This is a genomic window from Arsenicicoccus dermatophilus (assembly GCF_022568795.1).
GTDB lineage: Bacteria > Actinomycetota > Actinomycetes > Actinomycetales > Dermatophilaceae > Arsenicicoccus > Arsenicicoccus dermatophilus.
In genome coordinates this window covers 611,877-637,329 of record NZ_JAKZHU010000001.1, presented here as the reverse complement: position 1 = coordinate 637,329, position 25,453 = coordinate 611,877, and the positions used below count along the sequence as shown (strand labels likewise).

The window sequence follows — 25,453 nt, the reverse complement described above, 5'->3', positions numbered from 1 at the left end:
CTCAGGCCTCCCGGCCGGCGCGACGGGCCTCGACCATCTCGTCGAGGTGCGTCATGGTCTCCAGGACGCTCTCGCGGGTGGGCCGGTCCAGCTCGCTGACGATCTGACCGTCCGCGAGGAAGACCACGCGGTCGCAGTACGACGCGGCGACCGAGTCGTGGGTCACCATCACGATGGTCTGGCCGAACTCGTCCACGCTGCGTCGCAGGAACCCGAGGATCTCGGCGCCCGAGCGGGAGTCGAGGTTGCCGGTCGGCTCGTCGGCGAAGATGATCTCCGGCCGGCTGGCCAGGGCCCGGGCGCAGGCGACGCGCTGCTGCTGGCCGCCGGACAGCTCGGAGGGCTTGTGCCGCAGGCGGTCCCGCAGGCCCACGGTCTCGATGACGGTGTCGTACCACTGCTGGTCGGGCTTGCGCCCGGCGATGGACAGCGAGAGCAGGATGTTCTCCTCCGCCGTCAGCGTCGGGATCAGGTTGAAGGCCTGGAAGACGAAGCCGATGCGGTCCCGCCGCAGCTCGGTCAGCGCCTTGTCCTTCAGTCCGCCGATCTCCGTGTCGCCCACGAAGACCCGCCCGCCCGTGGGCGCGTCCAGCCCGGCGGCGCAGTGCATCAGCGTGGACTTGCCGGAGCCGGAGGGGCCCATCACGGCCGTGAACCGACCCCGCTCGAAGTCGATGTCGACCCCGCCGAGGGCGACCACGCGGGCATCGCCCTCGCCATACACCTTGGTGAGCCCTCGGGTCCCGGCCGCGATCGCCCGGCCCCCAGGTCGAGCCGCTCCGCACGTCCCGGCCACCGGGGCCGTGCCGGGCATCGCCGGCGCGAGCCCCTCGTCGTTCCGGTCCGGCCGCATGTCCTGCTGCGGGCGGCCCCTGCCGAACACTGCCATGATGATGCTTCCCCTCGACTCGGTCCGCCCCGGGTCCCGGGGCGATCACGTCATCGACGCTAACGGCCTGTCGTCGAGTCAGCACCAGCCCGCGACCCTGGTCCGTCCCTGACGCGTCCCTGAGCCCGCGCGGGAGCGCGCGCCCGAGCACGACACCAAGTGCCTCCCCCGGACCACGCGGACCTAGAGTGGGCCTGTGACCTCCCCCCGCCCGCTCGCCGAGCTCGTCCATCCCACCTGGGCCACCGCGCTGGCGCCGGTCGCCGACCAGGTCCGCGCCATGGGGGACTTCCTGCGCGCGGAGGTGGCGGCCGGGCGGCCCTATCTCCCCCGGGGCAGCTGGTGCTGCGGGCCTTCGAGCGGCCGCTGCCGGACGTGCGCGTGCTCATCGTGGGGCAGGACCCCTATCCCACCCCGGGTCACGCCGTCGGGCTGTCCTTCTCGGTCGCGCCGGAGGTGCGTCCGATCCCCCGCTCGCTCGTCAACATCTTCCAGGAGCTGGGCACCGACCTCGGTGTGCCCCGGCCCAGCTCGGGCGACCTGTCGCCGTGGGCGGACCAGGGGGTGCTGCTGCTCAACCGGGTGCTCACCGTCCGGCCCGGTCAGGCCGCGAGCCACCGCGGCAAGGGCTGGGAGCAGGTCACCTCCTGCGCCATCTCCGCCCTCGCCGAGCGCGGCGGCCCGCTCGTGGCGATCCTGTGGGGACGGGACGCTCGGGGCCTGGCGCGGCACCTCCCCGGCATACCGTGCCTCGAGTCCGCCCATCCCTCACCGCTGTCCGCGCACGCCGGCTTCTTCGGCTCGCGACCGTTCAGCCGTGCCAACGCGGCCCTGCAGGAGCAGGGGGCCGACCCCGTCGACTGGAGACTCCCGTGAGCGTCGCCCACCAGCCCAGGGCCTGGAGCCGCTACGTCGCCATCGGCGACTCCTTCACCGAGGGCATGTGCGACCCCTCCGTGGAGGACCCCGAGGTGTATGCCGGCTGGGCCGACCGGCTCGCCGGGATGCTCGCGGTCGTCGCCGCCGAGGACGGCCGGGAGCTGGGCTACGCCAACCTCGCCGTCCGCGGACGGCTGCTCGCCGACGTCGTGGGTCCGCAGCTCGACGCGGCGCTCGCCCTGCAGCCCGACCTGGTCTCGATCGTGGGCGGCGGCAACGACATCCTGCGACCCCGCGCCGACATCGACGCGCTCGCCGGGCGGCTCGACGAGGCGGTCGGCCGGCTGCGCGCGGCCGGTGCCGACGTGCTGATGGTGACGCCCACCGACCCCGCGGGCGCGCCGCTCGTGGGGCTCACGCGGGGCCGGGCCGCGACGTACGTCGCGCACATCTGGTCGATCGCCCAGCGCCACGAGGCCTATGTCCTGAACCAGTGGGCGCTCACGGCGCTCCAGGACTGGCGGATGTGGGCCGAGGACCGGATCCACATGACGCCCGACGGGCACGCGCGGGTCGCGGCCGAGGCCTTCAAGACCCTGGGCTTCGAGCCCGAGACGGCTGACTGGGCCACGCCGCTCCCCCCGCTCGGACCGCCCGCCCGTGTCGACGCCATGCGCGAGCACGCCGCCTGGCTGCGCACGCACGTGGGTCCGTGGGTGCAGCGCCGGGTGACCGGCCGCTCGTCGGGCGACGGCCGGTCCGCCAAGCGACCCGAGGTCCTGCCCGTGGACCTGCGCCGCGCCTTCGCGCCGACCGCTCACCGTCCCGGGCATCCTCGGATCACAGGCTGATCACTGCGTGGGGCTCCCGTCCGGGGTGTGCCGGGCGAGGGTCTCCCGGATCTCTCGGCCTGCCGATCGGGTCGCGACGAGGAGGGCGCCCAGGCTGACGTCCCGGGCCGCCAGCACCAGCAGGATGTGACCCAGGTGGGGCACCGTCAGCCGCTGCAGCACGCACTGGAACTCGGAGTCACCGATGTTGACCGTGGTCGAGCCCACGTCCTTGGTGGGGTCGATGCCCTCCCGGTGAGCCTTGGCGACGGCGAAGACCGAGCTGCTCAGCGCGGCGAGCTTGCCCACCTGGGAGGTGTCGATGCCGGTCGCGGCGATGTTGAGGCCGTCGTCGGTGCAGGCCATGGCGCCGATCAGCGTCGGGACGGAGTCGTGCAGGCGCTCCAGGTGCGGGCAGATGGCCGTGCCGAACGGGCGCGACCAGGCGTCCCAGTCCTCACGCCACTCGGGGGTCATGTCGGGTGCCTGGGGGGTCACTTCTTCTCCATCCTGCGCAGGGCGATCCGGATGACGTCGCAGACGTCGTCGGACTCGCGGGGGTCCGCCGCGGTCAGGGCGATCTGCGGGTCGTGCTCGTCGAGCAGGGTGCGGAAGTCCGACAGCTGGAAGGCGCTGTCGTCCCGGTCGAGCCGGGTGACCGCCACCGTCAGGCGCTGGAGCACGTCGGGTACTCCCCTGCTGATGTAGTCGATCCACTCCTGGGCCTCGCCCAGCGCGTAGTCGTTGTGGCCCATGAGCCACAGCACCACGGCGCAGCGGGAGTGGAGCGCACCCTTGCGCGTCAGGTCGAACCGCTCCTGACCCGGGGTGCCGTACAGGGCGACCTTCCCGAACTCCTCGCTGTGCCACTCGCCGTAGTCGATGCCTACCGTGGTGGAACGTTTGGGCGTCGTCGGCATCGCCGGTGCCTCGTTCCAGGGGACCTCGGTGTTCGCCACGTCGATGGTGGAGCTCACACGTACCGCGGTGGTCTTGCCGACCCCCAGCGGGCCACAGAACGCCACCTCGCGCTGCACGGTCGTGCCGATGACGGACGCCGGGCGCGACGGCGACCTCCGGGCAGTCTTCTTTGCCACAAAAACCATCAATTCTTTAGCTCAGAGGAAAGTCCATGAATATTCTCCCCGACCTTGCGGATGCCCTGGGGAGACCGGGGGGAAGAGATGCTCGGTGGCGCGCTCCTGGTGCGGCGAGGGTCTCGACGATCCGGCTCCCGGTCACGACGCCTGCCGAGGTGGAAAGCCGGGGAAGGCATCGTCGAGGTGGAGAGCCGCCACCGTCGGACGGGTGGTGGAAAATAAGAGTCATGATGGGTCCATTTCCTGAGAAAAAACCGGGAAACAATGTGTCAGGATTTCCTTACCCAGCGTCAGCAGGTCGGCGTCGGAAGCCGATTGTCGATGAGTGATCATCGCTCGACCCAGCGTCCGTACCGGTGGCTCTCGTCCCTTTCCAGGGGGCGCCGTCGATCACCTTCTCCAGCGGCGCCACCCCGGCACCCGGGGACGACCGGGCAGGAGGGTGGGGCCTGCGGCATACTCGCAGGCAGTCGCACGCGAAGGAGCGGACCATGAAGCTGGGACTGGGGCTGGGCTACTGGGGGGCCGGCCGCCCCGACGGGGTCGACGAGGCCGTGCAGGCCGCCGAGCAGAGCGGCTTCGACAGCGTGTGGACCTCGGAGGCCTACGGCTCGGACGCGCTCACTCCCCTGGCCTGGCTGGGCGCCCGCACCACCCGTCTGACGCTGGGCACCGCGGTCTGCCAGCTGAGCGCCCGCGCCCCGGCGGCGACGGCGATGGCCGCGATGACCATGGACCACCTCAGCGGAGGACGCTTCGCGCTGGGCATCGGCGCCAGCGGCCCCCAGGTGGTCGAGGGGTGGTACGGCCAGCCCTACCGCCAGCCCCTCGCCCGCACCCGCGAGTACGTCTCGATCCTGCGTCAGGCCATGGCCCGCGAGGTCGTCCGGCACGAGGGCCGGCACTACCACGTGCCGCTGCCCGCCGAGAAGGGCACCGGCCTGGGCAAGCCGCTGCGCTCCACGCTGCACCCGGTGCGCGAGCGGATCCCGATCCTGATCGCCGCCGAGGGCCCCAGGAACGTCGCGCTCACCGCCGAGATCGCCGACGGCTGGCTGCCGCTGTTCTACTCCCCCTACGAGGACTCGTTCTACCGCCGCTGCCTCGACGAGGGATTCGCGGCGCGGGGCGAGCGCCCCGCGGACTTCGAGGTCGCGCTGCCGGTGCAGGTGGTCGTCGACGACGACGTGGAGCGCGCGGCCGACCGGCTCCGTCCGCACATCGCGCTGTATGTCGGAGGCATGGGCGCCAAGGGCGCGAACTTCCACCGGGACGCCGTCGCCCGCCTCGGGTTCGAGCGCGAGTGCGACGAGATCCAGGAGCACTTCCTCGCCGGCCGCAAGCAGGAGGCGACGGCCGCGGTGACCACCGAGATGGTGAGTCGGGTCGCGCTGGTCGGCCCGCCCGCCAAGATCAAGGACGAGCTGGCCGCGTGGGAGGAGTCGCTCGTCACCACGATGATCGTCCACGGAGACGCCGCGACGGTGCGCCGGATCGCCGAGATGGTGCTCTGAGGCGCGGTCCCGCGCGGCCCGCCGCGCGGCGGCATACGCCGTGACCTGCGACCCAGGGCGTGCCGCGACGTAGGCATGACGCGACGTCAAGACCTAGATTGGCGTCATGCCCGCAGAGCGCCTGATGCCCAACGAAGAGTCCCAGGACCTGATCGACCTCACCCGCGAGATCTGTCGCGACGAGCTCGCCCCCCAGGTCGATGCCATGGAGGCCGCGCACGAGTTCCCGCGCGACATCTTCCACCTGCTCGGCCGGTCCGGCCTGCTGACCCTCGCCTACCCCGAGGAGCTCGGCGGCGGTGGCCAGCCCTACGAGGTCTACCTCCAGGTGGTCGAGGAGATCGCCTATGCCTGGATGTCGGTGGCCGTCGGCGTCTCGGTGCACTCGCTGACCTGCTTCCCGGTAGCGACCTTCGGCACCGACGAGCAGAAGCAGCAGCTGCTGACCGGGATGCTCTCCGGCGAGCAGCTCGGCGCCTACTGCCTGTCCGAGCCGCAAGCCGGGTCCGACGTGGCGTCGATGACCACCCGCGCGACCCGCGTGGGCGACTCGGGCCCCTACACGTTGCGCGGCACCAAGGCGTGGATCTCCCACGCCGGCCACGCCGACTTCTACACCACCTTCGCGCGCACGAGCGACGAGGGCTCCAAGGGCATCTCGTGCTTCGTGGTGCCCTTGGACGCGCCGGGTCTGACCTTCGCCGAGCCGGAGCGCAAGATGGGCCTGCACTGCGACACCGTGCGGCAGGTCTACTTCGAGGGTGTCGAGGTGGACGAGTCCCGCCGCATCGGCCGCGAGGGTCAGGGCATGCCGATCGCGCTGGCCGCGCTGGACGCCGGTCGCCTCGGCATCGCCGCGTGCGCGACGGGCCTGGCCCAGGCGGCCCTGGACTGCGCGGTGAGGTATGCCAAGGAGCGCGTCCAGTTCGGCAGGACCATCGGCGAGTTCCAGGGCTTGGCCTTCCTGCTCGCCGACATGGAGGCCAAGGTCCACCAGGCTCGCGCGACCTACCTCATGGCCGCGCGGATGAAGGACGCGGGCCGCTCCGTCGGCAAGCAGGCCTCCGTCGCCAAGCTCACCGCCACCGACAACGCCATGCAGGTCACCACCGACGCCGTCCAGGTCCTCGGCGGCGCGGGCTACACCATGGACTTCCCCGCGGAGCGCTACATGCGCGAGGCCAAGGTCGCCCAGATCTTCGAGGGCACCAACCAGATCCAGCGCCTCGTCATCTCCCGCGCCCTGCTGCGCGGGTGACCCGTCGCGCACCGGCCGGCCCCCGCCACGGGGCCGGCCGGTGCGTGCCCCGACCCAGCCAGATCGACAAACTCCCACCAGGACAGGACAGCTCGTGAAGATCACCGACAAGACCGTCGCCCTCGTCACCGGGGGCGGCTCCGGCCTCGGCGAGGCCACCACCCGTGCCCTGCACGCCGCGGGCGCCGCGGTCGTCATCATCGACCTCGAGGGCTCGCGCGGGCCGGCCGTCGCCGAGGAGCTCGGCGACCGGGTGCGCTTCTGCGCCGCGGACGTGCGCGACGAGGACCAGGTGCAGGCCGCGATCGACGCCGCCGAGGAGCTCGGCGACCTGCGCGTCGCGGTCTCCTGCGCGGGGGTCGCCACCCCCGGCCGCATCGTGGGCCGCGACGGCCCGCTCGCCCTCCCGACGTTCCAGACCGTCGTCGACGTCAACCTGGTCGGCACCTTCAACGTCATGCGCCTGGCCGCCGCCGCGATGGTCGACAACGAGCCGGTCGACGGCGACCGGGGCGTCATCATCAACACCGCGTCGATCGCGGCCTACGACGGCCAGGTCGGCCAGGCGGCGTATGCCGCGTCCAAGGGCGGCATCGTCGGGCTGACGCTGTCGGCCGCGCGCGACCTGGCGGACAAGGCGATCCGCGTCATGACGATCGCGCCGGGCACGATGGAGACGCCGATGATGGCCGGTATGCCGGAGGAGACCAAGGCCTCTCTCGGCGCCATGGTCCCGCACCCCTCGCGACTCGGCCGCCCGGAGGAGTTCGCCTCTCTCGCACTGCACGTCGTGGACAACCCGATGCTCAACGGCGAGGTCGTCCGGCTGGACGGCGCCCTGCGGATGCCGCCTCGCTGACCCTCCCGGGTCACCGGCGTCTCGTGGCGTCCCCGGGCCCCCGTGGTCCCAGGGGGGTGCCGAGGACGCGGGCGGTCGCCATACTGGGCGCGCACCGGTGGGGGTCTCCGCGAGGAGGCCCCCACCTCGCACCCGCCCCCAGACCGTCGGGCCGCTCACCCGACGAGGAGTCCCCCATGTCGCCCTCCCCCTGCCCCGGCCCACGCTGCTGGCCACCGGTGTCGCCACGCTCGCCCTCGTGCCCGTGGTGGCCGTCGCCGCCCAGCACCACGCCGTCCCGGGCATCCCGCTCGCCGCCCCCCGCTCCAGCGCCCCCTCGTCCACGACGGCGACGCCGGTCGCCGGCCCCGCCCCCACCTCGGCCGTCCCGACCGCGAGCGGCCCGGCGGCGATCCCCGCCCTGCCCGCCGCCGGGGTGCCCGCGATGCCCGTCCCCACGGCGCACCCGGTCGTCGCGCGGGTGGCGGCACGTCAGCTCGCCGCGGCTCCCGGCACGACCCAGGTCCAGGCCGGGTCGACCCGCTCGGGGAAGGCTGCGGCTGCGCCCCGGACGACCACCACGGCCAAGACCGTGGCCCGGACCCCGGCAAAGGTCCGCGCCAAGGCCAAGGGCTTCGCGAAGGCGCCGACCAAGGCCCGCCGCCGCGCCGCCGCGGCCCCGGCTCCCGCCGCGCGTCCCCGCGCCACCCCGTTGCGCTACGGCCAGGGCGGGACCTACGGCTCGCTCGGCTATCCCTATGCCGGGACCTTCTGGACCGCCCGCGTCGACACCCTGCCCGCGGGCGTCGTGGACCCCGCCAGCGACCGGATGGCGGCCCGTCTCGCCGACCAGGTCAGCCATGCCGGCGCCCGCGTCTGGTGGCTGAACTCCGGGGACTACAACGCCCGGGTCTACGTCGGCGAGCCCGGCACCCGCCGCGGCCGGATCGCCTTCGGCGGCGACTGCGGTGGCCGCCCGATGCCGCCCGGCTGGCACTCCTGGGCGGACGACGTGCCGCTCGACCCCTCGTGGGTGGGCAGCAACGGCACCGACTCGAGCATCGTCATCGTCGACGTCGCCCGCCGTCGTGCCTACAGCCTGTGGTTGTTCCGCGGGGGTGACCGGCCGACCGCCTGCCACGGCGGATGGATGAGCCTGACCGCAGACCGCAGGGCCAACGCAGGCCAGCTGCCCGGCACCTACCCCGACCGTGGTGGCGCGACGGCGTCCAGCCTGCCCCACGACGCGGGCTCCATCAGCCGCGAGGACATCGCCTACGCACGCCGCCACGGCTACTTCCCGCACGCGTTGTACGTCGGGCTGCCGGTGGCTCGGTCGGGTCGCTGGTCCTGCCCCGCCTCGCGGACCGACGGCTCGGACGGCCACCCGGACGCGATCATGGAGGGCCAGCGGCTGCGGCTGCGCATGTCGGACCGGGAGATCGCCGCGCTGCCCACCCAGCTGCAGCAGTGGGTCGCCCGCACGGGCGTCCGTCACGGCTTCCTGCCGGGCGACCAGACGGGTGACACCGCGATCCTGTCGACCGTGCAGGACCCGGGCTTCTGGTCGTCCTTCCTGCCGTCCCAGCGCGAGGGGACGCTCGCCGACATCCCCTTCGCGAGTCGGCTGCAGGTGCTGCGTCCCGACACGGGCTGCCGCTGATCAGCGGCGGGTACGGCCGGTCTGGCACCCCCTTCCCGACCGCCTCGCCGGACCGACCACGGGGCCCGCCCCGAGCACGGAGAGAACTCTTCGGCATACCTGCCGTGATCTTCACCCGGGGTAGTGCTCCCTTCACGCAGAAGCACGGCCTCTGACGAGGCTTTACAGGCCCGGGCGCGCCTCGGAAGATGTCACCCGTACGGTCGTACCACCGACCTTCTCGCGGCGCGCCTCGCGCCGTCGTCCGCTGCCACCTCACCGAGGAGATCCTCTATGACTTCCCGCTCCGCGCGCCGCCCTGCCGTGCTCGGCGTCTCTGCCCTGCTGCTCGTCGGCCTGGCCCCCCAGGTCGCCCACGCCGACGACTACACCAGCCCGGACGGCCGGCACGCCACCATCGTCGGCGGGGACCAGGCCCAGGAGGGCGCCTGGCCCATGCAGGCCAAGGTGCGGATGAAGACCAGCGAGGGCACCTACGGCTGCGGCGGCACGCTGATCAGCCCCGACATCCTGCTCACCGCCCAGCACTGCCTGGACAAGACGCCGAGCTCCATGACCGTCACCATCAACGTGGGCAAGGTCGACTGGAAGCAGGGCACGGAGTACAAGATCAAGGACTGGCGCACCGGTGCGGGCCCCAAGCGCGGCGACTGGGCCGTGGCGAAGCTCGAGCAGCCGGTCACCGGGGTGACGAAGTTCGCCCAGCTGCCCGCCGACTCCTCCCAGGACGCGGCGCGTGAGTTCACCGCGATCGGCTGGGGCAAGCTGTCCGAGACCGGCTCCTCCTCGCAGAACCTCATGCAGGTCGACCTGCCGCTGCACACCGGCAACCAGTGCAGCCCGTACTCCTCGTCCGAGATCTGCGCCTCCGGCAACGGCACCGCCGGCAAGGACACCTGCAACGGCGACTCCGGCGGCCCGCTCTTCGTCAAGGGCACCACCACCCAGGTCGGCATCACCTCCTGGGGCGTCGGCTGCGCCCGCGCCGACCAGGCCGGTCACTACACCAAGGTCTCGGCCTTCCGCACCCAGATCCTGGACGCGATCACTGCGCTCGGCGGCACCCAGCCCGGCCCGGCCCCGGCCCCCACCTCGACGCCGGCCCCGGTCCCCACCGAGACCTCCACCCCCGCGCCGGTCCCCACCGAGACCTCCACCCCCGCGCCGGTCCCCACCGAGACCTCCACCCCCGCGCCGGTCCCCACCGAGACCTCCACCCCCGCGCCGACACCGACCGAGACGTCCACCACCACCCCGGCCCCGGTCCCCACCGAGACCACCGCCCCGGCCCCGAGCACCAACAACGCCGTCAAGAACGGTGACTTCGAGTCCGCCGGGACCGGCTGGAGCGCCACCCCCGGCGTCATCAACACCAACCCCGGACGCAAGGCCCACTCCGGCTCCGGCAAGCTCTGGCTCGCCGGCACCGGCCGCATGAACTGGCAGCGCGCCCAGCAGACCGTCAAGGTCCCCACCGGCAACCCCAAGCTCACCTACTGGGTCGCCATCGACACCGCCGAGACCAGCAAGTACGCCCGCTTCGACAACGCCCGCGTCGCCATCAACGGCACCCCCGTCGCGTCCTACTCCGCCCAGGACAAGACCAACGGCTACGTCCAGAAGACCGTCGACCTGACCAAGTACGCCGGCAAGACCATCACCCTCGGCTTCTCCGCCAGCGAGGACTACACCCGCCAGACCTCCTTCGTCTTCGACGACATCACCATCGGCTGACCCACACCCCCACCGCCTCAGGGCGTCCCAGGCCACCGGCCCGGGACGCCCTGATCGGCATCCGGGCGTGGAGCCGCTGCTCCCGACCGTCCGGCAGATCGAGCTGACGGCTGCCGCCGCGAAAGCTCAACGTAGAGAAAAGTTTCGGTAGGGTCTTTACATATTCGGGGCGCGGGCTGAGGATGGTCCCCCATACGGCCCTGTCGGTCGTCTCTGGATCGCGTCATCCCCTAGGAGTCCTCATGCCCGCTTACTCCCTGCGTCGTCCCGCCGCGCTCGGCCTCGGCGCCACCACGCTGCTGCTGGCGGGCCTGGCCCCCCAGGTCGCCCACGCCGACGACTACACCAGCCCGGACGGCCGGCACGCCACCATCGTCGGCGGGGACCAGGCCCAGGAGGGCGCCTGGCCCATGCAGGCCAAGGTGCGGATGAAGACCAGCGACGGGACCTACGGCTGCGGCGGCACGCTGATCAGCCCCGACATCCTACTCACCGCCCAGCACTGCCTGGACTCCACCCCGACGAACATGACCGTCACGATCAACGTGGGCAAGGTCGACTGGAAGCAGGGCACGGAGTACAAGGTGACCGACTGGCGCACCGGCGCGGGCCCCAAGAAGGGCGACTGGGCCGTCGGCAAGCTGGAGAAGCCGGTCACCGGGGTGACGAAGTTCGCCCAGCTGCCCGCCGACTCGTCCAAGGACACCTCCTCCTGGTTCACCGCGATCGGCTGGGGCAAGCTGTCCGAGACCGGCTCCTCCTCGCAGAACCTCATGCAGGTCGACCTGCCGCTGCACACCGGCAACCAGTGCAGCCCGTACTCCTCGTCCGAGATCTGCGCCTCCGGCAACGGCACCGCCGGCAAGGACACCTGCAACGGCGACTCCGGCGGCCCGCTCTTCGTCAAGGGCACCACCACCCAGGTCGGCATCACCTCCTGGGGCGTCGGCTGCGCCCGCGCCGACCAGGCCGGTCACTACACCAAGGTCTCGGCCTTCCGCACCCAGATCCTGGACGCGATCACCGCGCTCGGCGGCACCCAGCCCGGGTCCGACCCCGCTCCCAGCCCGAGCCCGACCAGCACGCCGACGCCGACGCCGACGGGCACCCCCACCAGCACGCCCACGGGCACCCCGACCTCGACCCCGCAGCCCGGCGGCAACGCCGTGACCAACGGCGACTTCGAGGCCGGCCAGTCCGGCTGGACCGGCTCCAACGGCCCGATCACCGACAACACCGGCCGCAAGGCCCACTCCGGCACCTGGAAGCTGTGGCTCGGCGGCAACGGCAAGACCACCAGCGAGTACGCCCAGCAGACCATCACCGTCCCCACCGGCTCCCCCAAGCTGACCTACTGGGTCGCCATCGACACCGCCGAGACCACCGCCTACAGCAAGTACGACAAGGCCACCATCACCATCGACGGCACCGCGGTCGCGTCCTACTCCAACCTGGACAAGACCAACGGCTACGTCCAGAAGACCATCGACCTGACCAAGCACGCCGGCAAGACCGTCACCCTCAAGCTCGCCGCCACCGAGGACTCCATCAACCAGACCTCCTTCGTCATCGACGACATCACGGTCCAGTGACCCGAGCCTGACGGCACCCCGCACCCGACGCGCCCCGGACCTGCCAGATCCGGGGCGCCTGGGCATACCGCCGCCGACCGGCCACGGAGGGCTTGGGCCGGGGTCGGACACCTCCGGCTCGAGGTCCCCGCCTAGGCTGGACCCACCAGCTGTCCCGTACTGAGGAGAACCTGCCGATGAGCTCCCGCGTCGCCAACGCCGCCCTCCGCTCCAAGATCATGTCCGCGGACGACGCGGCCGCCCTCATCCAGCACGGCGACAACGTCGGGATGAGCGGCTTCACGGGCGCGGGCTACCCCAAGGCCGTCCCGGCCGCCCTGGCCTCCCGGATGAGCGCCGCGCACCAGGCCGGCGACGAGTTCAAGGTCGGCGTGTGGACCGGCGCCTCCACCGCCCCCGAGCTGGACGGCGCGCTGGCCGAGGCGGACGGCGTCGAGCTGCGCCTGCCCTACCAGTCCGACCCGATCAGCCGCGCCAAGATCAACGCCGGCACGATGGAGTACATCGACGTCCACCTGTCGCACGTCGCCCAGATGACCTGGGAGGGCTTCCTCGGCAAGCTGAACTGCGCGGTCGTCGAGGTCACCGCCGTCAACGAGGACGGCACGCTGCTGCCGTCGGCCTCCGTGGGCAACAACAAGACCTGGATCGACCAGGCCGACAAGGTCATCCTCGAGGTCAACTCCTGGCAGCGCATGGAGCTGCAGGGCATGCACGACATCTACTACGGCACCGCGCTGCCGCCGCACCGCAAGCCGCTGCCGATCGTCGACGCCGCCGACCGCATCGGCGACCCCTTCTTCCGCGTGGACCCCGACAAGGTCATCGCGATCGTCGAGACCGACGCCCCCGACCGCAACACCCCCTTCAAGCCGCTGGACGAGGACTCCAAGGCCATCGCGGCGCACCTGATGGACTTCCTGGAGCTGGAGGTCCGGTCGGGCCGTATGCCCGAGGGCCTGCTGCCCTTGCAGTCCGGTGTGGGCAACATCGCCAACGCCGTGCTCGCGGGCCTGTCCGAGTCGCCGTGGAAGGGCCTGAAGGCCTACACCGAGGTGCTGCAGGACGGCATGCTCGACCTGATCGAGAACGGCACCATCGAGGTCGCCTCGGCCACCGCCTTCTCGCTGTCCCCGGAGGGCGTCCAGCGGTTCAACGACGACATCGACTTCTTCAACAAGCGGATCATCATGCGGCCGCAGGAGATCTCGAACCACCCGGAGGCCATCCGTCGGCTCGGCGTGATCGCGAGCAACGGGCTGATCGAGGCCGACATCTACGGCAACGTCAACTCCACCCACATCATGGGCTCGCGCATCCAGAACGGCATCGGCGGCTCCGGGGACTTCGCCCGCAATGCCTATCTGTCGACCTTCGTCACCCCGTCGACGGCCAAGGGCGGTGCGCTGTCCTGCATCGTGCCGATGGTCACCCACGTCGACCACACCGAGCACGACGTGCAGGTGCTGATCACCGAGCAGGGGCTCGCCGACCTGCGTGGCTGCTCGCCCCGCAAGCGGGCCCAGCGGATCATCGACAACTGCGCGCACCCGGACTTCAAGCCCATGCTGCAGGACTACTTCGACCGGGCGCAGCGTGGCGCGTGGGGCCTGCAGACCCCGCACCTGCTGGGCGAGGCCTTCTCCTGGCACGAGCGGTTCATGCAGACCGGCACGATGCGCCAGGGCTGACACCCACCGGCGCACGCCGGATCGACCGCGGCCCCCGGGGATCTCCTCGGGGGCCGCGGCGTATGATCGTGGGGTCCTCGCGGGAGTCCGGCGCACCGGGCTGAGAGGAGACCTGCCGCGGGTCTCGACCGCCATACCGGCCCGATCATGCGGGCCAGGGAGCACGGTGATCGCATGTCCCACCCCACCGACGTCGTCGTCCTCGGGGGCGGCGTGATCGGGCTGTCCTGCGCGCTCGAGATCCGCCGCCGCGGCGCCTCGGTGCAGCTGTGGGACCCGGCCCCGGGCCAGGGCGCCTCGCACGCGGCGGGCGGGATGCTGGCTCCGGTCAGCGAGGCGTCCTACGACGAGCTGGACCTGCTGGAGCTGCTGCTCGAGTCCCACTCCCGCTGGCCGGGTTTCGCGCAGCGGCTGGCCGAGTCCTCGGGCGTGGACCCGGACCTGCAGACCCAGGGCTCGCTGCACGTGGGGCTGACCCTGGACGACGCGCGCGAGGTCTGGCGCACGCAGGCGCTGCTGGAGTCCTACGACCTGTCGGTGGCCCGGCTGTCGACGCGCGAGCTGCGCCGCCTGGCACCGGCTCTCGCGCCGGGATCGCGCACCGCCCTGGTCGTCGAGAGCGACCTGGCGGTGGACAACCGGCGGGTGGTGCTGGGTCTGCTCGCGGCGTGCGAGCGGGCCGGCGTCAGCCTGGTGCGGCGGGCGGGCGAGCCGCTCGTGGCCGACGGTGCGGTCATGGGCGTCGTCGCCGAGGACGGCGCGCCGACCCGGTGCGACACGGTGGTGCTCGCGACCGGGGCTGCGGCCGGACGGTGCGCTGCGCTGAGCGGACTGCTGCCCCTGCCGGTCCGTCCGGTCAAGGGTCAGATCCTGCGTATGGCGGGAGCGTCCGGCCTGCTCGACCAGACCGTGCGCGGCACGGTCCACGGCGACCACGTCTACCTCATCCCCCGCGGCCACGGCGAGCTGGCGATCGGGGCGACCTCCGAGGAGCTCGACGACACCCGGGTCACCGGTCGGGGGTTGCTGGAGCTGCTCCGCGCCGCGACCACGCTGCTGCCCGAGGTCGGTGAGCTCACCCTCGTCGACGCGGTCGCCCGGCTGCGGCCGGGCACGCCGGACAACGGGCCGCTGCTCGGCGGCGACGTGCCTGGTCTCGTGGTCGCCGCGGGGCACTACCGGCACGGCATGCTGCTGGCCCCGGTCACGGCCGAGGTGGTCGCCGACCTCACGCTCGACCGGCGGACCGAGGTCGCCGCGGCCGAGCCGTTCACCCCCGCCCGATTCCGCACCGAGGCCCCCGCCGGTCCGCTCTCGGGGTCCTGCGGACGGGACACCGGGTCCCCGGTCGCGTCCCCGGTCGCGCCCACCGAGCCCTCCGCGGCGGCTGCGGTCCGCCGCGGCCACCGCCCCGTCCCCAGCAGGAGTCAGCGATGACCAGGAGTCCAGCCATGACCGTCACCGTCAACGGTGAGCCGCGCGAGGTCCCGGAGGGCTGCGACGTCGCCGCCCTCGTCGCCGCGCTCGGCCTGAGCCCCGACGGGATCGCCGTCGCCGTGGACCAGGCCGTCGTGCCCCGCGCCCGGTGGTCCGGGCGCACCCTCGAGGCGGGCACCCGCGTCGAGGTCGTCACCGCCATGCAGGGAGGCTGAGCAGCCGTGTCCGACACCACCACCCACGCCACCGACGGCGACGACGTCCTCGTTGTCGGGGAGCACCGGCTGTCCTCCCGGGTCTTCCTCGGGACGGGCGGGTCGCGCCGGCTCAGCGAGCTCGAGGCCGCCATCCGCGCCGCGCAGCCGAGCCTGGTCACCGTGGCGATGCGCCGGGTCTCGGCGTCGGGCGGGGACGACACCCTGGGGCTGCTGCGGCGGCTGGGGTGCACCCTGCTGCCGAACACCGCCGGCTGCTACACCGCCCGCGAGGCCGTGCTCACCGCCCAGCTCGCCCGCGAGGCCCTGCAGACGGACCTCGTCAAGGTCGAGGTCGTGGCCGACGACCGCACCCTGCTGCCCGACGCCGTCGAGCTCCTCGACGCCTGCGAGCAGCTGGTCGACGACGGGTTCACGGTCCTGCCCTACACCACCGACGACCCCGTGGTGGCCACGCGCCTGGCCGACCTCGGGTGCGCGGCCGTGATGCCCCTCGGGTCACCCATCGGCTCCGGCCTCGGCATCCGCAACCCGCACAACATCGAGCTGATCCGCGAGGCGGTCGACGTGCCCGTGGTGCTCGACGCGGGGATCGGGACCGCCTCCGAGGCCGCCCTGGCCATGGAGCTCGGCTGCGACGCGGTGCTCGTGGCCTCGGCCGTGACCCGCGCGGAGCACCCGGCCGCCATGGCCGCGGCGATCCGCCACGCGACCGTCGCCGGTCGTCTCGCGTGGTCGGCGGGGCGGATCCCGGTGCGCCGCCACGCGCTCGCGTCGTCCCCGACGGGCGGCCGGATCGACTGATGCCCGGTCCGGGAGGCACGCCCGGGAGGCCCGGCGGAGCCCCGCCCGGGGAGTCGCCGGGTCCGGGCCGGTCCGCCTGCGGCTCCGGCGTCCCCGGGCCGGCCTGTCCGCGGCTGCTGGTGCTGACCGACCGCGCCCAGCTGCCGTCGGGCCGGACGCTGCGGGACCAGGTCGCCGCCGGCGTCGAGGCCGGGCTGCGCTGGGTGTGCCTGCGCGAGCGAGATCTGCCCGCGGACGACCGGGCCGAGCTGGCCACCGAGCTCGCCGAGCTGCTGCACCCGGTCGGTGGCCTGCTCGTCGCGGCTGCCCCGGCACCCGAGTCGCTCGGGGGCGGGACGATCGACGGTGTCCACCTGCGCGCGCACGATCCTGCTCCCGACGGGCTTCGGTCGCAGCCCCGGTTGACGGGTCGGTCCTGCCACGACACGGCCGAGCTGCGCCGGGCGGCGGCGGAGCGGCTGGACTACGTCACGCTCTCCCCGTATGCCGAGACGCGGTCCAAGCCGGGCTACGGTCCCGCGCTCGGGGCCGCCGGGGTGCGGGCGGCTCTCGCCGGGGCGGGCTGGGCCGCCGACGGGGCTCCACGACCGGGAGTGCTTGCCCTGGGCGGCATCTCGCCCGACACCGCGGCCGAGGCGGTCGACGCCGGCGCGCACGGGGTCGCCGTGATGGGTGAGGTGATGCGCGCCGAGGACCCCGCGGACGTCCTGCGTCGGTTGCTCGCCGCCCTGCCGGACTAAGCCCCCCGCGTCTCGACCCCCGCGTCGCCGCCGCACGGTCCGGCTCGCCCGGCAACCGGCGACGCCCTCGCCCGGAGCCAGACGCCAGGGCGACCTCGGCGGGAGCGGCGCCAGGGAGGACGCGAGACCCCGTCCAGGGCGCCGGATCAGGACACCGCCGGCAGCGCCCCCACCTCGAGCTCGCGCACCGCCGGTGCCACCTGCTCGGCGAAGAGCCGCAGGAAGCGCTCCTGGTCGTGCCCCGGCGCGTGGAGGACCAGGTGGTCGAAGCCGAGGTCGGTGTAGGCCCGCACCTGCTCGACCACCTCCTCCGGGGTGGATGCGACGATCCAGCGGCGGGCGACCTGCTCGATCGGCAGCTCGTCGGCGGCGCGCTCCATCTCGGTCGGGTCGTGCAGCGAGTGCTTCTGCTCGGGGGCGAGGGACAGCGGCGCCCAGAAGCGGCAGTTCTCCAGCGCCGCAGCGGGATCGGTGTCGTAGGACAGCTTGATCTCGATCATCCGGTCCAGGTCCGTCGCCGACCGGCCGACCTTGCCGGCGCCCTCGACGAGCGCGGGGACGAGCTGGTCGGCATACAGCTCCCTGCCCTTGCCGGAGGTGCAGATCAGCCCGTCGCCCTTGCGCCCCGCGTAGCGCGCGACCATGGGGCCGCCCGCGGCGACGTACACCGGCACGGGCTCGTCGGGGCGGTCGTAGATCGTCGCGTCGGCGGTGCGGTAGTAGGCGCCCTCGAAGGTCACCCGCTCCCCCGACCACAGCTGCCGCATCAGGTCGACGGCCTCGCGCAGCCGGGCGAAGCGCTCCTTGAACTCCGGCCACCCGTCGACGGAGCCGACGGCGACCTCGTTGAGCGCCTCCCCGGAACCGACGCCCAGGACGATCCGGCCGGGAGCCAGGCACGCGAGGGTCGCGAAGGACTGGGCCAGGACGGCGGGGTTGTAGCGGAACGACGGCGTGAGCACCGAGGTGCCCAGGACGACGCGCTCGGTGCGGGCGGCGACGTGGGCGAGCCAGGGGATCGACGCCGGCGCGTGGCCGCCGGTGTGCCGCCAGGGCTGCACGTGGTCGGCGACGAAGACGCTGTCCAGGCCGAGCTGCTCGGCGAGCACCGCGAGGTCCGCGAGGTCGCGCGGGGCGAACTGCTCCGCCGAGGCCTTGTACCCGATCCGCAGCGCCATACCGTCTCCTGGTGATCCTCGTGGTGGTCGCCGGCCCGAGGCGACGTGCCTGGTCATCGGCCCGGTCGGGGATCCTGGTGGATCCTGCCCACGACCCACCCTAGGCAGGTGGATACCCTCGACGCATGACAGAGCACGTGCAGCCCCGCGACGTCGACCACCACGACCCGCAGGTGCGCGCCTGGGTCGCCCGCGCCATCAAGGCCGTCCAGGCCGATGGCAACCGCTCGGCCGACACCCACCTGCTGCCGGTGCGGCTCCCACCCGAGTGGGGCATCCAGCTCTACCTCAAGGACGAGTCGACGCATCCCTCCGGCTCGCTCAAGCACCGGCTGGCGCGGTCGCTGTTCCTGTACTCCCTGTGCAACGGGTGGGTCGGTCCGCACACCCCGATCATCGAGGCGTCCAGCGGGTCGACGGCCGTGTCCGAGGCCTACTTCGCGCGGCTGCTGGGGCTGGAGTTCATCGCCGTGATGCCGCGGTCGACCAGCCACGCCAAGGTCGCGCTCATCGAGTTCAACGGCGGCCGGTGCGAGTACGTCGACGACCCGGCCGAGCTCTATCCCCGCGCCATCGAGCTCGCGCAGCAGCTGGGCGGGCACTACATGGACCAGTTCACCTATGCCGAGCGGGCCACCGACTGGCGCGGCAACAACAACATCGCCGAGTCGATCTTCAGCCAGCTGGCCCTCGAGCCGCACCCGGACCCCACCTGGATCGTCACCGCCGCCGGCACCGGTGGCACCTCCGCGACGATCGGCCGGCACCTGCGCTACGGCGGCCACCTGACCCGGCTGTGCGTCACCGACCCGGAGAACTCCGCGTTCTTCGACGGCTGGTGCGAGTCCGACCCGCTGGTCACCACCTGTGTCGGCTCCCGGATCGAGGGCATCGGCCGTCCGCGCGTGGAGCCGAGCTTCGTGCCGTCCGTGGTCGACCGGATGATCGCGGTGCCCGACGCGGCCTCGATCGCGGGCATCCACGTGCTGCAGGACCGGACCGGGCTGTATGCCGGAGGCTCCACCGGCACCAACCTCTTCGGCGCCCTCAAGCTCGTGTGCGAGATGCGCGAGCGCGGCGAGGAGGGGTCGGTGGTGACGCTGCTGTGCGACGGCGGCGGGCGCTACGCCGACACGTACTACTCCCGGGAGTGGCTGGACGGCCGGGGGCTCGACGTCGACCGGTGGCGGCCGACCTTCGAGCGGGCGCTGGACGAAGGGATCTGGCGCGAGCCCTGACCTCCCCGACCTGGGCGGACGTGGCACCTACAGTGGTCGGAACCGTTCCCGACCCGGAGGCCGCCATGTCCCGCTGGACCCAGACGCCCTTCGCCGAGAACCCGACCCGCGCCGCGCTGCTGCTCGGCTGCCGCACGCTGCTCGCGCTGGTCCTCATCGCCCACGGGTGGGAGAAGTTCTCGGTGCTCGGGCTGGACGCCGTCACGGCGCAGTTCACCCGGCTCGGCGTCCCCGTGCCCGCCGTCTCGGCCTTCCTCGCCGCCGCCGTCGAGCTGGTCGGCGGGATCTGCATCCTCTTCGGGGCGTTCACCTGGGTGGCGTGCGTCGCGGTGGCGGTGGACATGCTCGGGGCCTACCTGCTCGTGCACCGCGGCCACGGGGTCCTCGTCGACCGGGGCGGCTGGGAGCTGGTGGCCGCGCTCGGGGTGGCCGCGGCGCTGCTGGCGGTGACCAGCCCGGGCGAGATCTCCGTCGACCACGCGCTCGACGGTCCGGACATCGGCCGGTCCCGCCGTCGCAGCTGACCCGGGAGCGCCCGGCGTCGTTCTCCGGCATACGGGAAGCAGACCCGGCCGCGCGACGTTGGCTCCTGCGGACCACCAGGAGGAGACCCCGTGAACCCAGCAGCTGCGCCGCGCCCGCAGGAGGCCGGCGAGCCCGGCACCGTCGCGAGCCTGACCAGGATCGTCCGCTTCACCCGCGAGCTGCGGCCGTACTACGCCGTGGTGGCGCTGTGCGCCCTGGTGACCGCGGCGGCCGGCATCGCGACGCCCTTCCTCGTGGGGCGGGCGACCGACACCATCGTCACGGCGGTGCGCGACCACCGGGGCACCGACGCCATGCCGACGCTGGTGTGGTTCGCGCTCGGCATCCTCGCCAGCGAGCTCGTCAGCACGGTGGTGTCCAACGTCGGCGGCTACCACGGTGACGTGCTGTCCAACCAGATCCGCGCGATCTTGTCGACGCGCTACCTGGACAAGCTGCTCCGGCTGCCGCAGAGCTGGTTCGACGAGGAGATGACCGGCACCATCGTCAGCCGGCTCAACCGCTCGATCACCGAGATCAGCCAGTTCGCCAAGTCGCTGTCCAACACCTTCATCACCCTGCTGGTCCAGACCACCGCGGTGCTCGTGATCAGCGCGATCTACTACTGGCCGCTCGCCGTGCTCCTGGTCGTCGTCTTCCCCACCTATGTCTGGCTGACCGGGCTCACGTCACGGCGCTGGCAGGCCCACGAGGGCGACAAGAACGCCCACATCGACACCGCCGGCGGGCGGTTCGCGGAGGTCGTCAGCCAGATCCGGGTGGTGCGGTCGTTCACCCGCGAGCGCCACGAGCTGGCGACCTTCACCGAGCACTTCGACCACACCTACGACACGACGCGGGCGCAGGCCCGGCACTGGCACGCCATGGACGTGCTGCGGCGCGCGGTGCTCAACGTGACCTTCGCGATGATGTACCTGCTGATCTTCTGGCAGACCGTGCGGGGGCGCTTCAGCGTCGGCGAGCTGGTGCTGCTGATCCAGCTGATCACCATGGCCCGGATGCCCGTCGAGATGATGAGCTGGGTCATCGACGCCGGCCAGCGGGCGGTGGCGGGGTCGCGGGACTACTTCCGCGTGATGGCGGCCGCGGAGGTCCCGGCGCGGGTGCCGGCCGCGGTCGCGCCGCCCGAGCCGGTGGCGCACCCCACGGTCCTGGTGGACCTGCCGGAGGCGCCCGCGGTGATCGAGTTCGACGACGTGCGGTTCGGGTATGGCGACGGGCCGGACGTGCTGCGGGACGTGACCTTCGACGTGCGCCGGGGCGAGCGGGTGGCTCTGGTCAGCGAGTCCGGGGGCGGCAAGACCACCCTGGTCAACCTGCTCCTCGGGCTCTATCCGCTGCGGGCCGGGCAGATCCGGGTCGACGGGGTGGACATCGCCACGCTCGACCCGGTCGAGCTGCGGCGCAAGGTGTCCATCGTCTTCCAGGACCCCTCGTTGTTCTCCGACACGGTGGGCGAGAACATCCGCTACGGCGCGGAGCACGCGACGGCCGCCGAGGTGGCGCTGGCCGCCGACCGGGCCAACGCCAGCGACTTCGTCGGGCGGCTCGACGGCGGCTACGACGCGCTGATCGGCGAGCGCGGCCTCAAGCTGTCCGGCGGCCAGAAGCAGCGCATCGCCGTGGCGCGGGCCATGCTCAAGGACGCGTCGGTGCTGGTGCTGGACGAGGCCACGTCGGCGCTCGACACCCGCTCCGAGCGGCTGGTGCAGGCCGGCCTGGAGGAGCTGATGCGCGGCCGCACCTCGCTGGTGATCGCGCACCGGCTGTCCACCATCGCCGGTGTCGACCGGATCGTGACGATCAAGGACGGTCTGGTCGACGAGATCGGCTCGCCCGCGCAGCTCGCGACGACCGACGGGGTGTATGCCGAGCTGCTGCGGCTGCAGCGTCGCGGCGAGGATTCCTACCTCAACGCCTACGCCGAGCGCTGACCGTCGACAGCCTCAGGCGGCGCGGCCGCGGACGGTGGCCTTGCCCGCCCGCTTGGCGGCATACATGCACTCGTCGGCGTGGTGGAGCAGGTCGAAGGGGTCGACCCGGGCCGTGTCGTCGGTCAGGGCGTAGCCCACGCTCGCGGACACCAGGCCAGGCGGGACGACCTCCAGCGCGGAGCGCTCGACGGCCGCGACCAGGGCTCGGCCCAGCTCGGCGACGTCGACCTCCGAGCGCGGCCCCTCCAAGCGGATGACGAACTCGTCGCCGCCCCAGCGGGCCACCGTCGCGTCCATCGGGGCGGTGAGGTGGATCGCCCGCGCCACGACGAGCAGCAGCTCGTCGCCGCGGACATGACCGAAGGCGTCGTTGACCCCCTTGAAGCCGTCCAGATCGGCGACGACCACGGCCAAGGGCCCACCTGCCTCGTCGTCGCGGTCGACCTGACGCTGCCAGTAGCCGTTGCGGTTGAGCAGCCCGGTGAGCGGGTCGTGCTCGGCCTCCCAGGCCATCTGCGAGCGCTCGCGGATACGCCCCGCGGCGGCGCGCGCCACGGCGGCGAGCGACCGCAGCGCGCTGGCCTCCGCGCCGGGCAGGTAGACCTCGGCGGGCAGCAGGTCGGCGCGGATCCACCGGTCGTCGGTGGCGGGGTCGGTGCCGTCGCCCGTGCCCCCGATGGCGAACCACGTCGAGCGTCGCCCCCGGCTCGGCGGCTCCACCGTGAGCTCGCAGGCTACGGAGGGGGCGAGCTCGGGCACCGCCTGCAGCAGGATCGCGTCGATGCCGGCGGCGTCGTCGGTGCGGGCCAGCTCGGTGAGCGCCTGCACCAGGATCCGGTCGCGGGCGAGCGCGGTGCGTCGCTGCGCGCGGGTGTGGGCGAGGGTGACCAGCAGCAGCATCGGGACGGACAGGCCGACCAGGGCGACGGCGGGCGCGTCGGAGTAGGTGCACATGGCCGCCAGCGCACCGGCGCCCGCCCCCAGCGGGAGGAGCAGCCCGGCGCGGCGGAAGCGGGTCGGCGGGTGGGAGTCGGCGACGTGGCGCACCGCGAGCTCGGTGATCCCGGCCTCGCTGAGCATGTGCACGGCCCCCACGGTGGCCCCGACGACCACCAGCCGGTTCACATCGACGCCGGTCCAGACCGGCCCCCACCCGAGGAGCCACCCCGAGACCACCGCGGCGACGGCGGAGGCGAGCAGCGAGATCCCGGTGTTGGCGAGCGCCATCGCGACGAAGTGCTTGCGGGCCAGCTCGACGGCCACCGTGATCAGCAGCCAGAGCCCCATGCCCGGCACCACGCCGTACGACGTCAGCAGGACGATCAGCACGCCGGAGTCGAGGACGGCATGGGTCCGCACCCCCGCCGTGCGCAGCGGCAGCGGGTGCGCGACGGCCCACCACACCAGCCCGAGTGCCGCGGCGGCCGCCGCCAGGTCGGACGACACGATCGTCGTGAGCCAGGGCCCCAGGAGCCAGACGGCGAGGATCAGCACGCCCAGCCCGACCAGGCCCAGCCGGCCGGCGGCACGCGAGGGCGCCCAGGCACGGCCGGGCAGGCCGAAGTGCCGCTGGATCCAGGTGGCGGCACGTCCTCGGGTCACGGTGTCTCTCGGCTCGGGGGTCGGTCGGACCTTCATGGTGCCATGGGTTTCCGGGACCCGCGCCGTCCGGGTGTGGACCGTCCGGGGGACCCGCCGGTCGCCGTCGCCGACCCCGGCGCCGGCGAAGGGCGGGTCGCCGTCGCCCCCGTCCCTGCCGACCTGCCCCGATGGCGCCGACCCTCCCCGCGCACGCGCTCCGGCCGCCTGGACGGACCCCCGCCGGCGGGGGCACCATCGAGATCCGGATCCCGGCGAAGGAGGACCAGATGGTCGACGTGCCAGCACTGCTCGCGCGCGTCCCCCGCGAGCTGCATGTCGGTGGCGAGTGGCGGGCCGCTACCGGCGGGCGCACCCTCGAGGTCACCAACCCCGCCACCGGTCAGACGCTGGCCCGGGTCGCGGACGCCTCCCCCGCCGACGGGGACGCCGCCCTCGGGGCCGCCGCCTCGGCGCAGGAGTCGTGGGCGACCACTCCCCCGCGGGAGCGGTCCGAGATCCTCCGATCGGCATACGAGCTGCTGGTGGAGCGCACCGAGGACTTCGCGGCGCTGATGACCCTGGAGATGGGCAAGCCGCTCGCGGAGGCGCGCGGCGAGGTGGCCTATGCCACGGAGTTCTTCCGGTGGTTCGCGGAGGAGGCGGTGCGGATCTCCGGGTCGTTCACGGTGGCGCCCGCGGGTGGGATGCGGCTGCTGACGATGCGGCAGCCGGTCGGGCCCTGCCTGATGATCACGCCGTGGAACTTCCCGCTGGCCATGGGGACCCGCAAGATCGGACCGGCCCTGGCCGCCGGCTGCACGATGGTCGTCAAGCCCGCCGCGCAGACCCCGCTGACCATGCACGCGCTCGTCGCCCTCCTGGAGGAGGTCGGGGTGCCGGCCGGCGTGGTCAACCTGGTGACCACCTCGCGGGCGGGCGAGGTCATGGAGCCGCTGATCCGCGACCCGCGGGCGCGCAAGCTCACCTTCACCGGATCCACGGCAGTGGGGCGCGCGCTCGTCGAGCAGTCCGCCCAGCAGCTGCTGCGGGTGTCCATGGAGCTGGGCGGCAACGCGCCGTTCGTCGTCTTCGACGACGCCGACCTGGACGCCGCGGTCGAGGGCTGCCTGGCGGCCAAGATGCGCAACATCGGCGAGGCGTGCACGGCGGCCAACCGGATCTACGTCCACCGCTCGGTGGCCGCGTCGTTCGCCCAGCGGCTGGCGGAGCGGATGCGGGCGCTGCGGGTTGGCGACGGGCTGGACGACGGCGTCGAGGTGGGGCCGCTGATCACCGCGGCGGCGGCCGACACGGTCCGCGGGCTGGTGTCCTCGGCCGTGGCGGGCGGGGCGCGGCTGCTCTGCGGCCACGAGCCGGTGCCCGAGGTGGGGAACTTCGTGGCGCCGACGGTGCTGGTGGACGTGCCCCGGGACGCGGCGCTGGTGCGCGAGGAGATCTTCGGCCCGGTGGCGGCGATCCAGTCCTTCGACGACGAGGACGAGGTCATCGGGCGCGCCAACGCCACGGAGTACGGTCTGGCCTCCTACTTCTACACCCGCGACCTGGCCCGGGCGATGCGGGTCGCCGAGCGGTTGGACTACGGCATGGTCGGCGTCAACGCGGGCGTCATCTCCAACCCCGCGGCGCCCTTCGGCGGGGTCAAGGCCTCCGGCTTCGGGCGCGAGGGCGGCGCCGAGGGCATCGAGGAGTATGTCGAGACGAAGTACGTCGCCATACCCTCGTGACGACGAAATCCCTTGAGCCAGAGCCCCTCAGGGGCACCCACTGCACT

General features: G+C 73.0%; 21 protein-coding genes and 1 pseudogene. 17 read left to right on the top strand and 5 right to left on the bottom strand.

Going from position 1 to position 25,453, the window contains the following annotated elements; genetic code table 11:
• Nucleotide 1: 1 nt before the first annotated feature.
• Nucleotides 2-814, bottom strand: coding sequence for an ABC transporter ATP-binding protein (locus tag MM438_RS03085; RefSeq protein ID WP_241453254.1), 813 nt, complete (start codon nucleotides 812-814; stop codon nucleotides 2-4).
• 271 nt (nucleotides 815-1,085) lie between these two features.
• On the opposite strand from MM438_RS03085, the pseudogene MM438_RS03080 reads away from it, so the two are divergent.
• Nucleotides 1,086-1,765 (top strand): annotated as a pseudogene (locus MM438_RS03080) (uracil-DNA glycosylase).
• The gene (locus MM438_RS03075) at nucleotides 1,762-2,619 is read left to right on the top strand and encodes an SGNH/GDSL hydrolase family protein (RefSeq protein WP_241450974.1); all 858 of its coding nucleotides are present in this window, start codon (nucleotides 1,762-1,764) and stop codon (nucleotides 2,617-2,619) included. The pseudogene MM438_RS03080 and the gene MM438_RS03075 overlap by 4 nt, the downstream one beginning before the upstream one ends.
• Here MM438_RS03075 and MM438_RS03070 read toward each other — a convergent pair whose 3' ends face one another.
• Together MM438_RS03070 and MM438_RS03065 are read right to left on the bottom strand one after the other, a co-directional pair.
• A complete protein-coding gene (locus MM438_RS03070; protein WP_241450972.1) occupies nucleotides 2,620-3,096 on the bottom strand; it encodes a roadblock/LC7 domain-containing protein in 477 nt (158 codons plus the stop codon).
• Complete coding sequence (locus tag MM438_RS03065; RefSeq protein WP_241450971.1) at nucleotides 3,093-3,575, bottom strand: hypothetical protein; 483 nt, start codon at nucleotides 3,573-3,575, stop codon at nucleotides 3,093-3,095. Before MM438_RS03065 ends, MM438_RS03070 begins: the two co-directional genes overlap by 4 nt.
• A 614-nt stretch (nucleotides 3,576-4,189) precedes the next feature.
• Here MM438_RS03065 and MM438_RS03060 point away from each other — a divergent pair.
• The 11 genes from MM438_RS03060 to MM438_RS03010 all read left to right on the top strand — a co-directional run bounded on the left by MM438_RS03060 (nucleotide 4,190) and on the right by MM438_RS03010 (nucleotide 17,184).
• Nucleotides 4,190-5,212: an LLM class F420-dependent oxidoreductase gene (locus tag MM438_RS03060; protein ID WP_241450969.1), complete on the top strand. Its 1,023-nt coding sequence runs from the start codon at nucleotides 4,190-4,192 to the stop codon at nucleotides 5,210-5,212.
• Nucleotides 5,213-5,318: 106 nt separating this feature from the next.
• Entirely contained in the window at nucleotides 5,319-6,470 is a 1,152-nt protein-coding gene (locus MM438_RS03055; RefSeq protein WP_241450967.1) for an acyl-CoA dehydrogenase family protein, read from the top strand.
• 94 nt (nucleotides 6,471-6,564) lie between these two features.
• Entirely contained in the window at nucleotides 6,565-7,329 is a 765-nt protein-coding gene (locus MM438_RS03050; RefSeq protein WP_241450965.1) for a 3-hydroxyacyl-CoA dehydrogenase, read from the top strand.
• Nucleotides 7,330-7,426: 97 nt separating this feature from the next.
• The gene (locus MM438_RS03045; RefSeq protein ID WP_241450963.1) at nucleotides 7,427-8,971 is read left to right on the top strand and encodes a hypothetical protein; all 1,545 of its coding nucleotides are present in this window, start codon (nucleotides 7,427-7,429) and stop codon (nucleotides 8,969-8,971) included.
• 273 nt (nucleotides 8,972-9,244) lie between these two features.
• A complete protein-coding gene (locus tag MM438_RS03040; RefSeq protein ID WP_241450961.1) occupies nucleotides 9,245-10,705 on the top strand; it encodes a trypsin-like serine protease in 1,461 nt (486 codons plus the stop codon).
• A 242-nt stretch (nucleotides 10,706-10,947) separates the two neighbouring features.
• Nucleotides 10,948-12,297: a serine protease gene (locus MM438_RS03035; protein WP_241450951.1), complete on the top strand. Its 1,350-nt coding sequence runs from the start codon at nucleotides 10,948-10,950 to the stop codon at nucleotides 12,295-12,297.
• Nucleotides 12,298-12,473: 176 nt separating this feature from the next.
• A complete protein-coding gene (locus tag MM438_RS03030) occupies nucleotides 12,474-13,988 on the top strand; it encodes an acetyl-CoA hydrolase/transferase family protein (protein WP_241450943.1) in 1,515 nt (504 codons plus the stop codon).
• Between the two features lie 174 nt (nucleotides 13,989-14,162).
• Nucleotides 14,163-15,425, top strand: coding sequence for a glycine oxidase ThiO (gene thiO, locus MM438_RS03025; protein ID WP_241450934.1), 1,263 nt, complete (start codon nucleotides 14,163-14,165; stop codon nucleotides 15,423-15,425).
• 14 nt (nucleotides 15,426-15,439) lie between these two features.
• Nucleotides 15,440-15,640: a sulfur carrier protein ThiS gene (gene thiS, locus MM438_RS03020; protein ID WP_241450922.1), complete on the top strand. Its 201-nt coding sequence runs from the start codon at nucleotides 15,440-15,442 to the stop codon at nucleotides 15,638-15,640.
• Nucleotides 15,641-15,646: 6 nt separating this feature from the next.
• Nucleotides 15,647-16,444 (top strand): thiazole synthase, encoded by a 798-nt coding sequence (locus tag MM438_RS03015; RefSeq protein ID WP_241450903.1) that lies wholly within the window; start codon nucleotides 15,647-15,649, stop codon nucleotides 16,442-16,444.
• Entirely contained in the window at nucleotides 16,444-17,184 is a 741-nt protein-coding gene (locus tag MM438_RS03010; RefSeq protein ID WP_241450895.1) for a thiamine phosphate synthase, read from the top strand. Before MM438_RS03015 ends, MM438_RS03010 begins: the two co-directional genes overlap by 1 nt.
• A 146-nt stretch (nucleotides 17,185-17,330) precedes the next feature.
• Here MM438_RS03010 and fgd read toward each other — a convergent pair whose 3' ends face one another.
• Entirely contained in the window at nucleotides 17,331-18,362 is a 1,032-nt protein-coding gene (gene fgd / locus MM438_RS03005) for a glucose-6-phosphate dehydrogenase (coenzyme-F420) (RefSeq protein WP_241450893.1), read from the bottom strand.
• Nucleotides 18,363-18,487: 125 nt separating this feature from the next.
• On the opposite strand from fgd, the gene MM438_RS03000 reads away from it, so the two are divergent.
• From MM438_RS03000 to MM438_RS02990, 3 genes are all read left to right on the top strand, one after another.
• Complete coding sequence (locus tag MM438_RS03000) at nucleotides 18,488-19,600, top strand: PLP-dependent cysteine synthase family protein (protein ID WP_241450886.1); 1,113 nt, start codon at nucleotides 18,488-18,490, stop codon at nucleotides 19,598-19,600.
• A 65-nt stretch (nucleotides 19,601-19,665) separates the two neighbouring features.
• Nucleotides 19,666-20,124 carry a DoxX family protein gene (locus tag MM438_RS02995; protein ID WP_241450884.1) on the top strand — a complete coding sequence of 153 codons (459 nt, stop codon included), beginning with the start codon at nucleotides 19,666-19,668 and terminating at the stop codon, nucleotides 20,122-20,124.
• Between the two features lie 90 nt (nucleotides 20,125-20,214).
• Complete coding sequence (locus tag MM438_RS02990; protein WP_241450881.1) at nucleotides 20,215-22,080, top strand: ABC transporter ATP-binding protein; 1,866 nt, start codon at nucleotides 20,215-20,217, stop codon at nucleotides 22,078-22,080.
• 12 nt (nucleotides 22,081-22,092) lie between these two features.
• Here MM438_RS02990 and MM438_RS02985 read toward each other — a convergent pair whose 3' ends face one another.
• Complete coding sequence (locus MM438_RS02985; RefSeq protein ID WP_241450880.1) at nucleotides 22,093-23,718, bottom strand: GGDEF domain-containing protein; 1,626 nt, start codon at nucleotides 23,716-23,718, stop codon at nucleotides 22,093-22,095.
• A gap of 230 nt (nucleotides 23,719-23,948) precedes the next feature.
• On the opposite strand from MM438_RS02985, the gene MM438_RS02980 reads away from it, so the two are divergent.
• Nucleotides 23,949-25,406 carry an NAD-dependent succinate-semialdehyde dehydrogenase gene (locus MM438_RS02980; RefSeq protein ID WP_241450879.1) on the top strand — a complete coding sequence of 486 codons (1,458 nt, stop codon included), beginning with the start codon at nucleotides 23,949-23,951 and terminating at the stop codon, nucleotides 25,404-25,406.
• Nucleotides 25,407-25,453 lie beyond the last annotated feature (47 nt).

Excerpts from the sequence above, each read along its gene's own strand:
- MM438_RS03085 (WP_241453254.1), bottom strand. The coding sequence starts at position 814 with ATGCCCGGCACGGCCCCGGTGGCCGGGACGTGCGGAGCGGCTCGACCT.
- MM438_RS03060 (WP_241450969.1), top strand. The coding sequence starts at position 4,190 with ATGAAGCTGGGACTGGGGCTGGGCTACTGGGGGGCCGGCCGCCCCGAC.
- MM438_RS03055 (WP_241450967.1), top strand. The coding sequence starts at position 5,319 with ATGCCCGCAGAGCGCCTGATGCCCAACGAAGAGTCCCAGGACCTGATC.
- MM438_RS03040 (WP_241450961.1), top strand. The coding sequence starts at position 9,245 with ATGACTTCCCGCTCCGCGCGCCGCCCTGCCGTGCTCGGCGTCTCTGCC.
- MM438_RS03035 (WP_241450951.1), top strand. The coding sequence starts at position 10,948 with ATGCCCGCTTACTCCCTGCGTCGTCCCGCCGCGCTCGGCCTCGGCGCC.
- MM438_RS03030 (WP_241450943.1), top strand. The coding sequence starts at position 12,474 with ATGAGCTCCCGCGTCGCCAACGCCGCCCTCCGCTCCAAGATCATGTCC.
- thiO (WP_241450934.1), top strand. The coding sequence starts at position 14,163 with ATGTCCCACCCCACCGACGTCGTCGTCCTCGGGGGCGGCGTGATCGGG.
- thiS (WP_241450922.1), top strand. The coding sequence starts at position 15,440 with ATGACCGTCACCGTCAACGGTGAGCCGCGCGAGGTCCCGGAGGGCTGC.
- MM438_RS03010 (WP_241450895.1), top strand. The coding sequence starts at position 16,444 with ATGCCCGGTCCGGGAGGCACGCCCGGGAGGCCCGGCGGAGCCCCGCCC.
- fgd (WP_241450893.1), bottom strand. The coding sequence starts at position 18,362 with ATGGCGCTGCGGATCGGGTACAAGGCCTCGGCGGAGCAGTTCGCCCCG.
- MM438_RS03000 (WP_241450886.1), top strand. The coding sequence starts at position 18,488 with ATGACAGAGCACGTGCAGCCCCGCGACGTCGACCACCACGACCCGCAG.
- MM438_RS02995 (WP_241450884.1), top strand. The coding sequence starts at position 19,666 with ATGTCCCGCTGGACCCAGACGCCCTTCGCCGAGAACCCGACCCGCGCC.
- MM438_RS02985 (WP_241450880.1), bottom strand. The coding sequence starts at position 23,718 with ATGAAGGTCCGACCGACCCCCGAGCCGAGAGACACCGTGACCCGAGGA.
- MM438_RS02980 (WP_241450879.1), top strand. The coding sequence starts at position 23,949 with ATGGTCGACGTGCCAGCACTGCTCGCGCGCGTCCCCCGCGAGCTGCAT.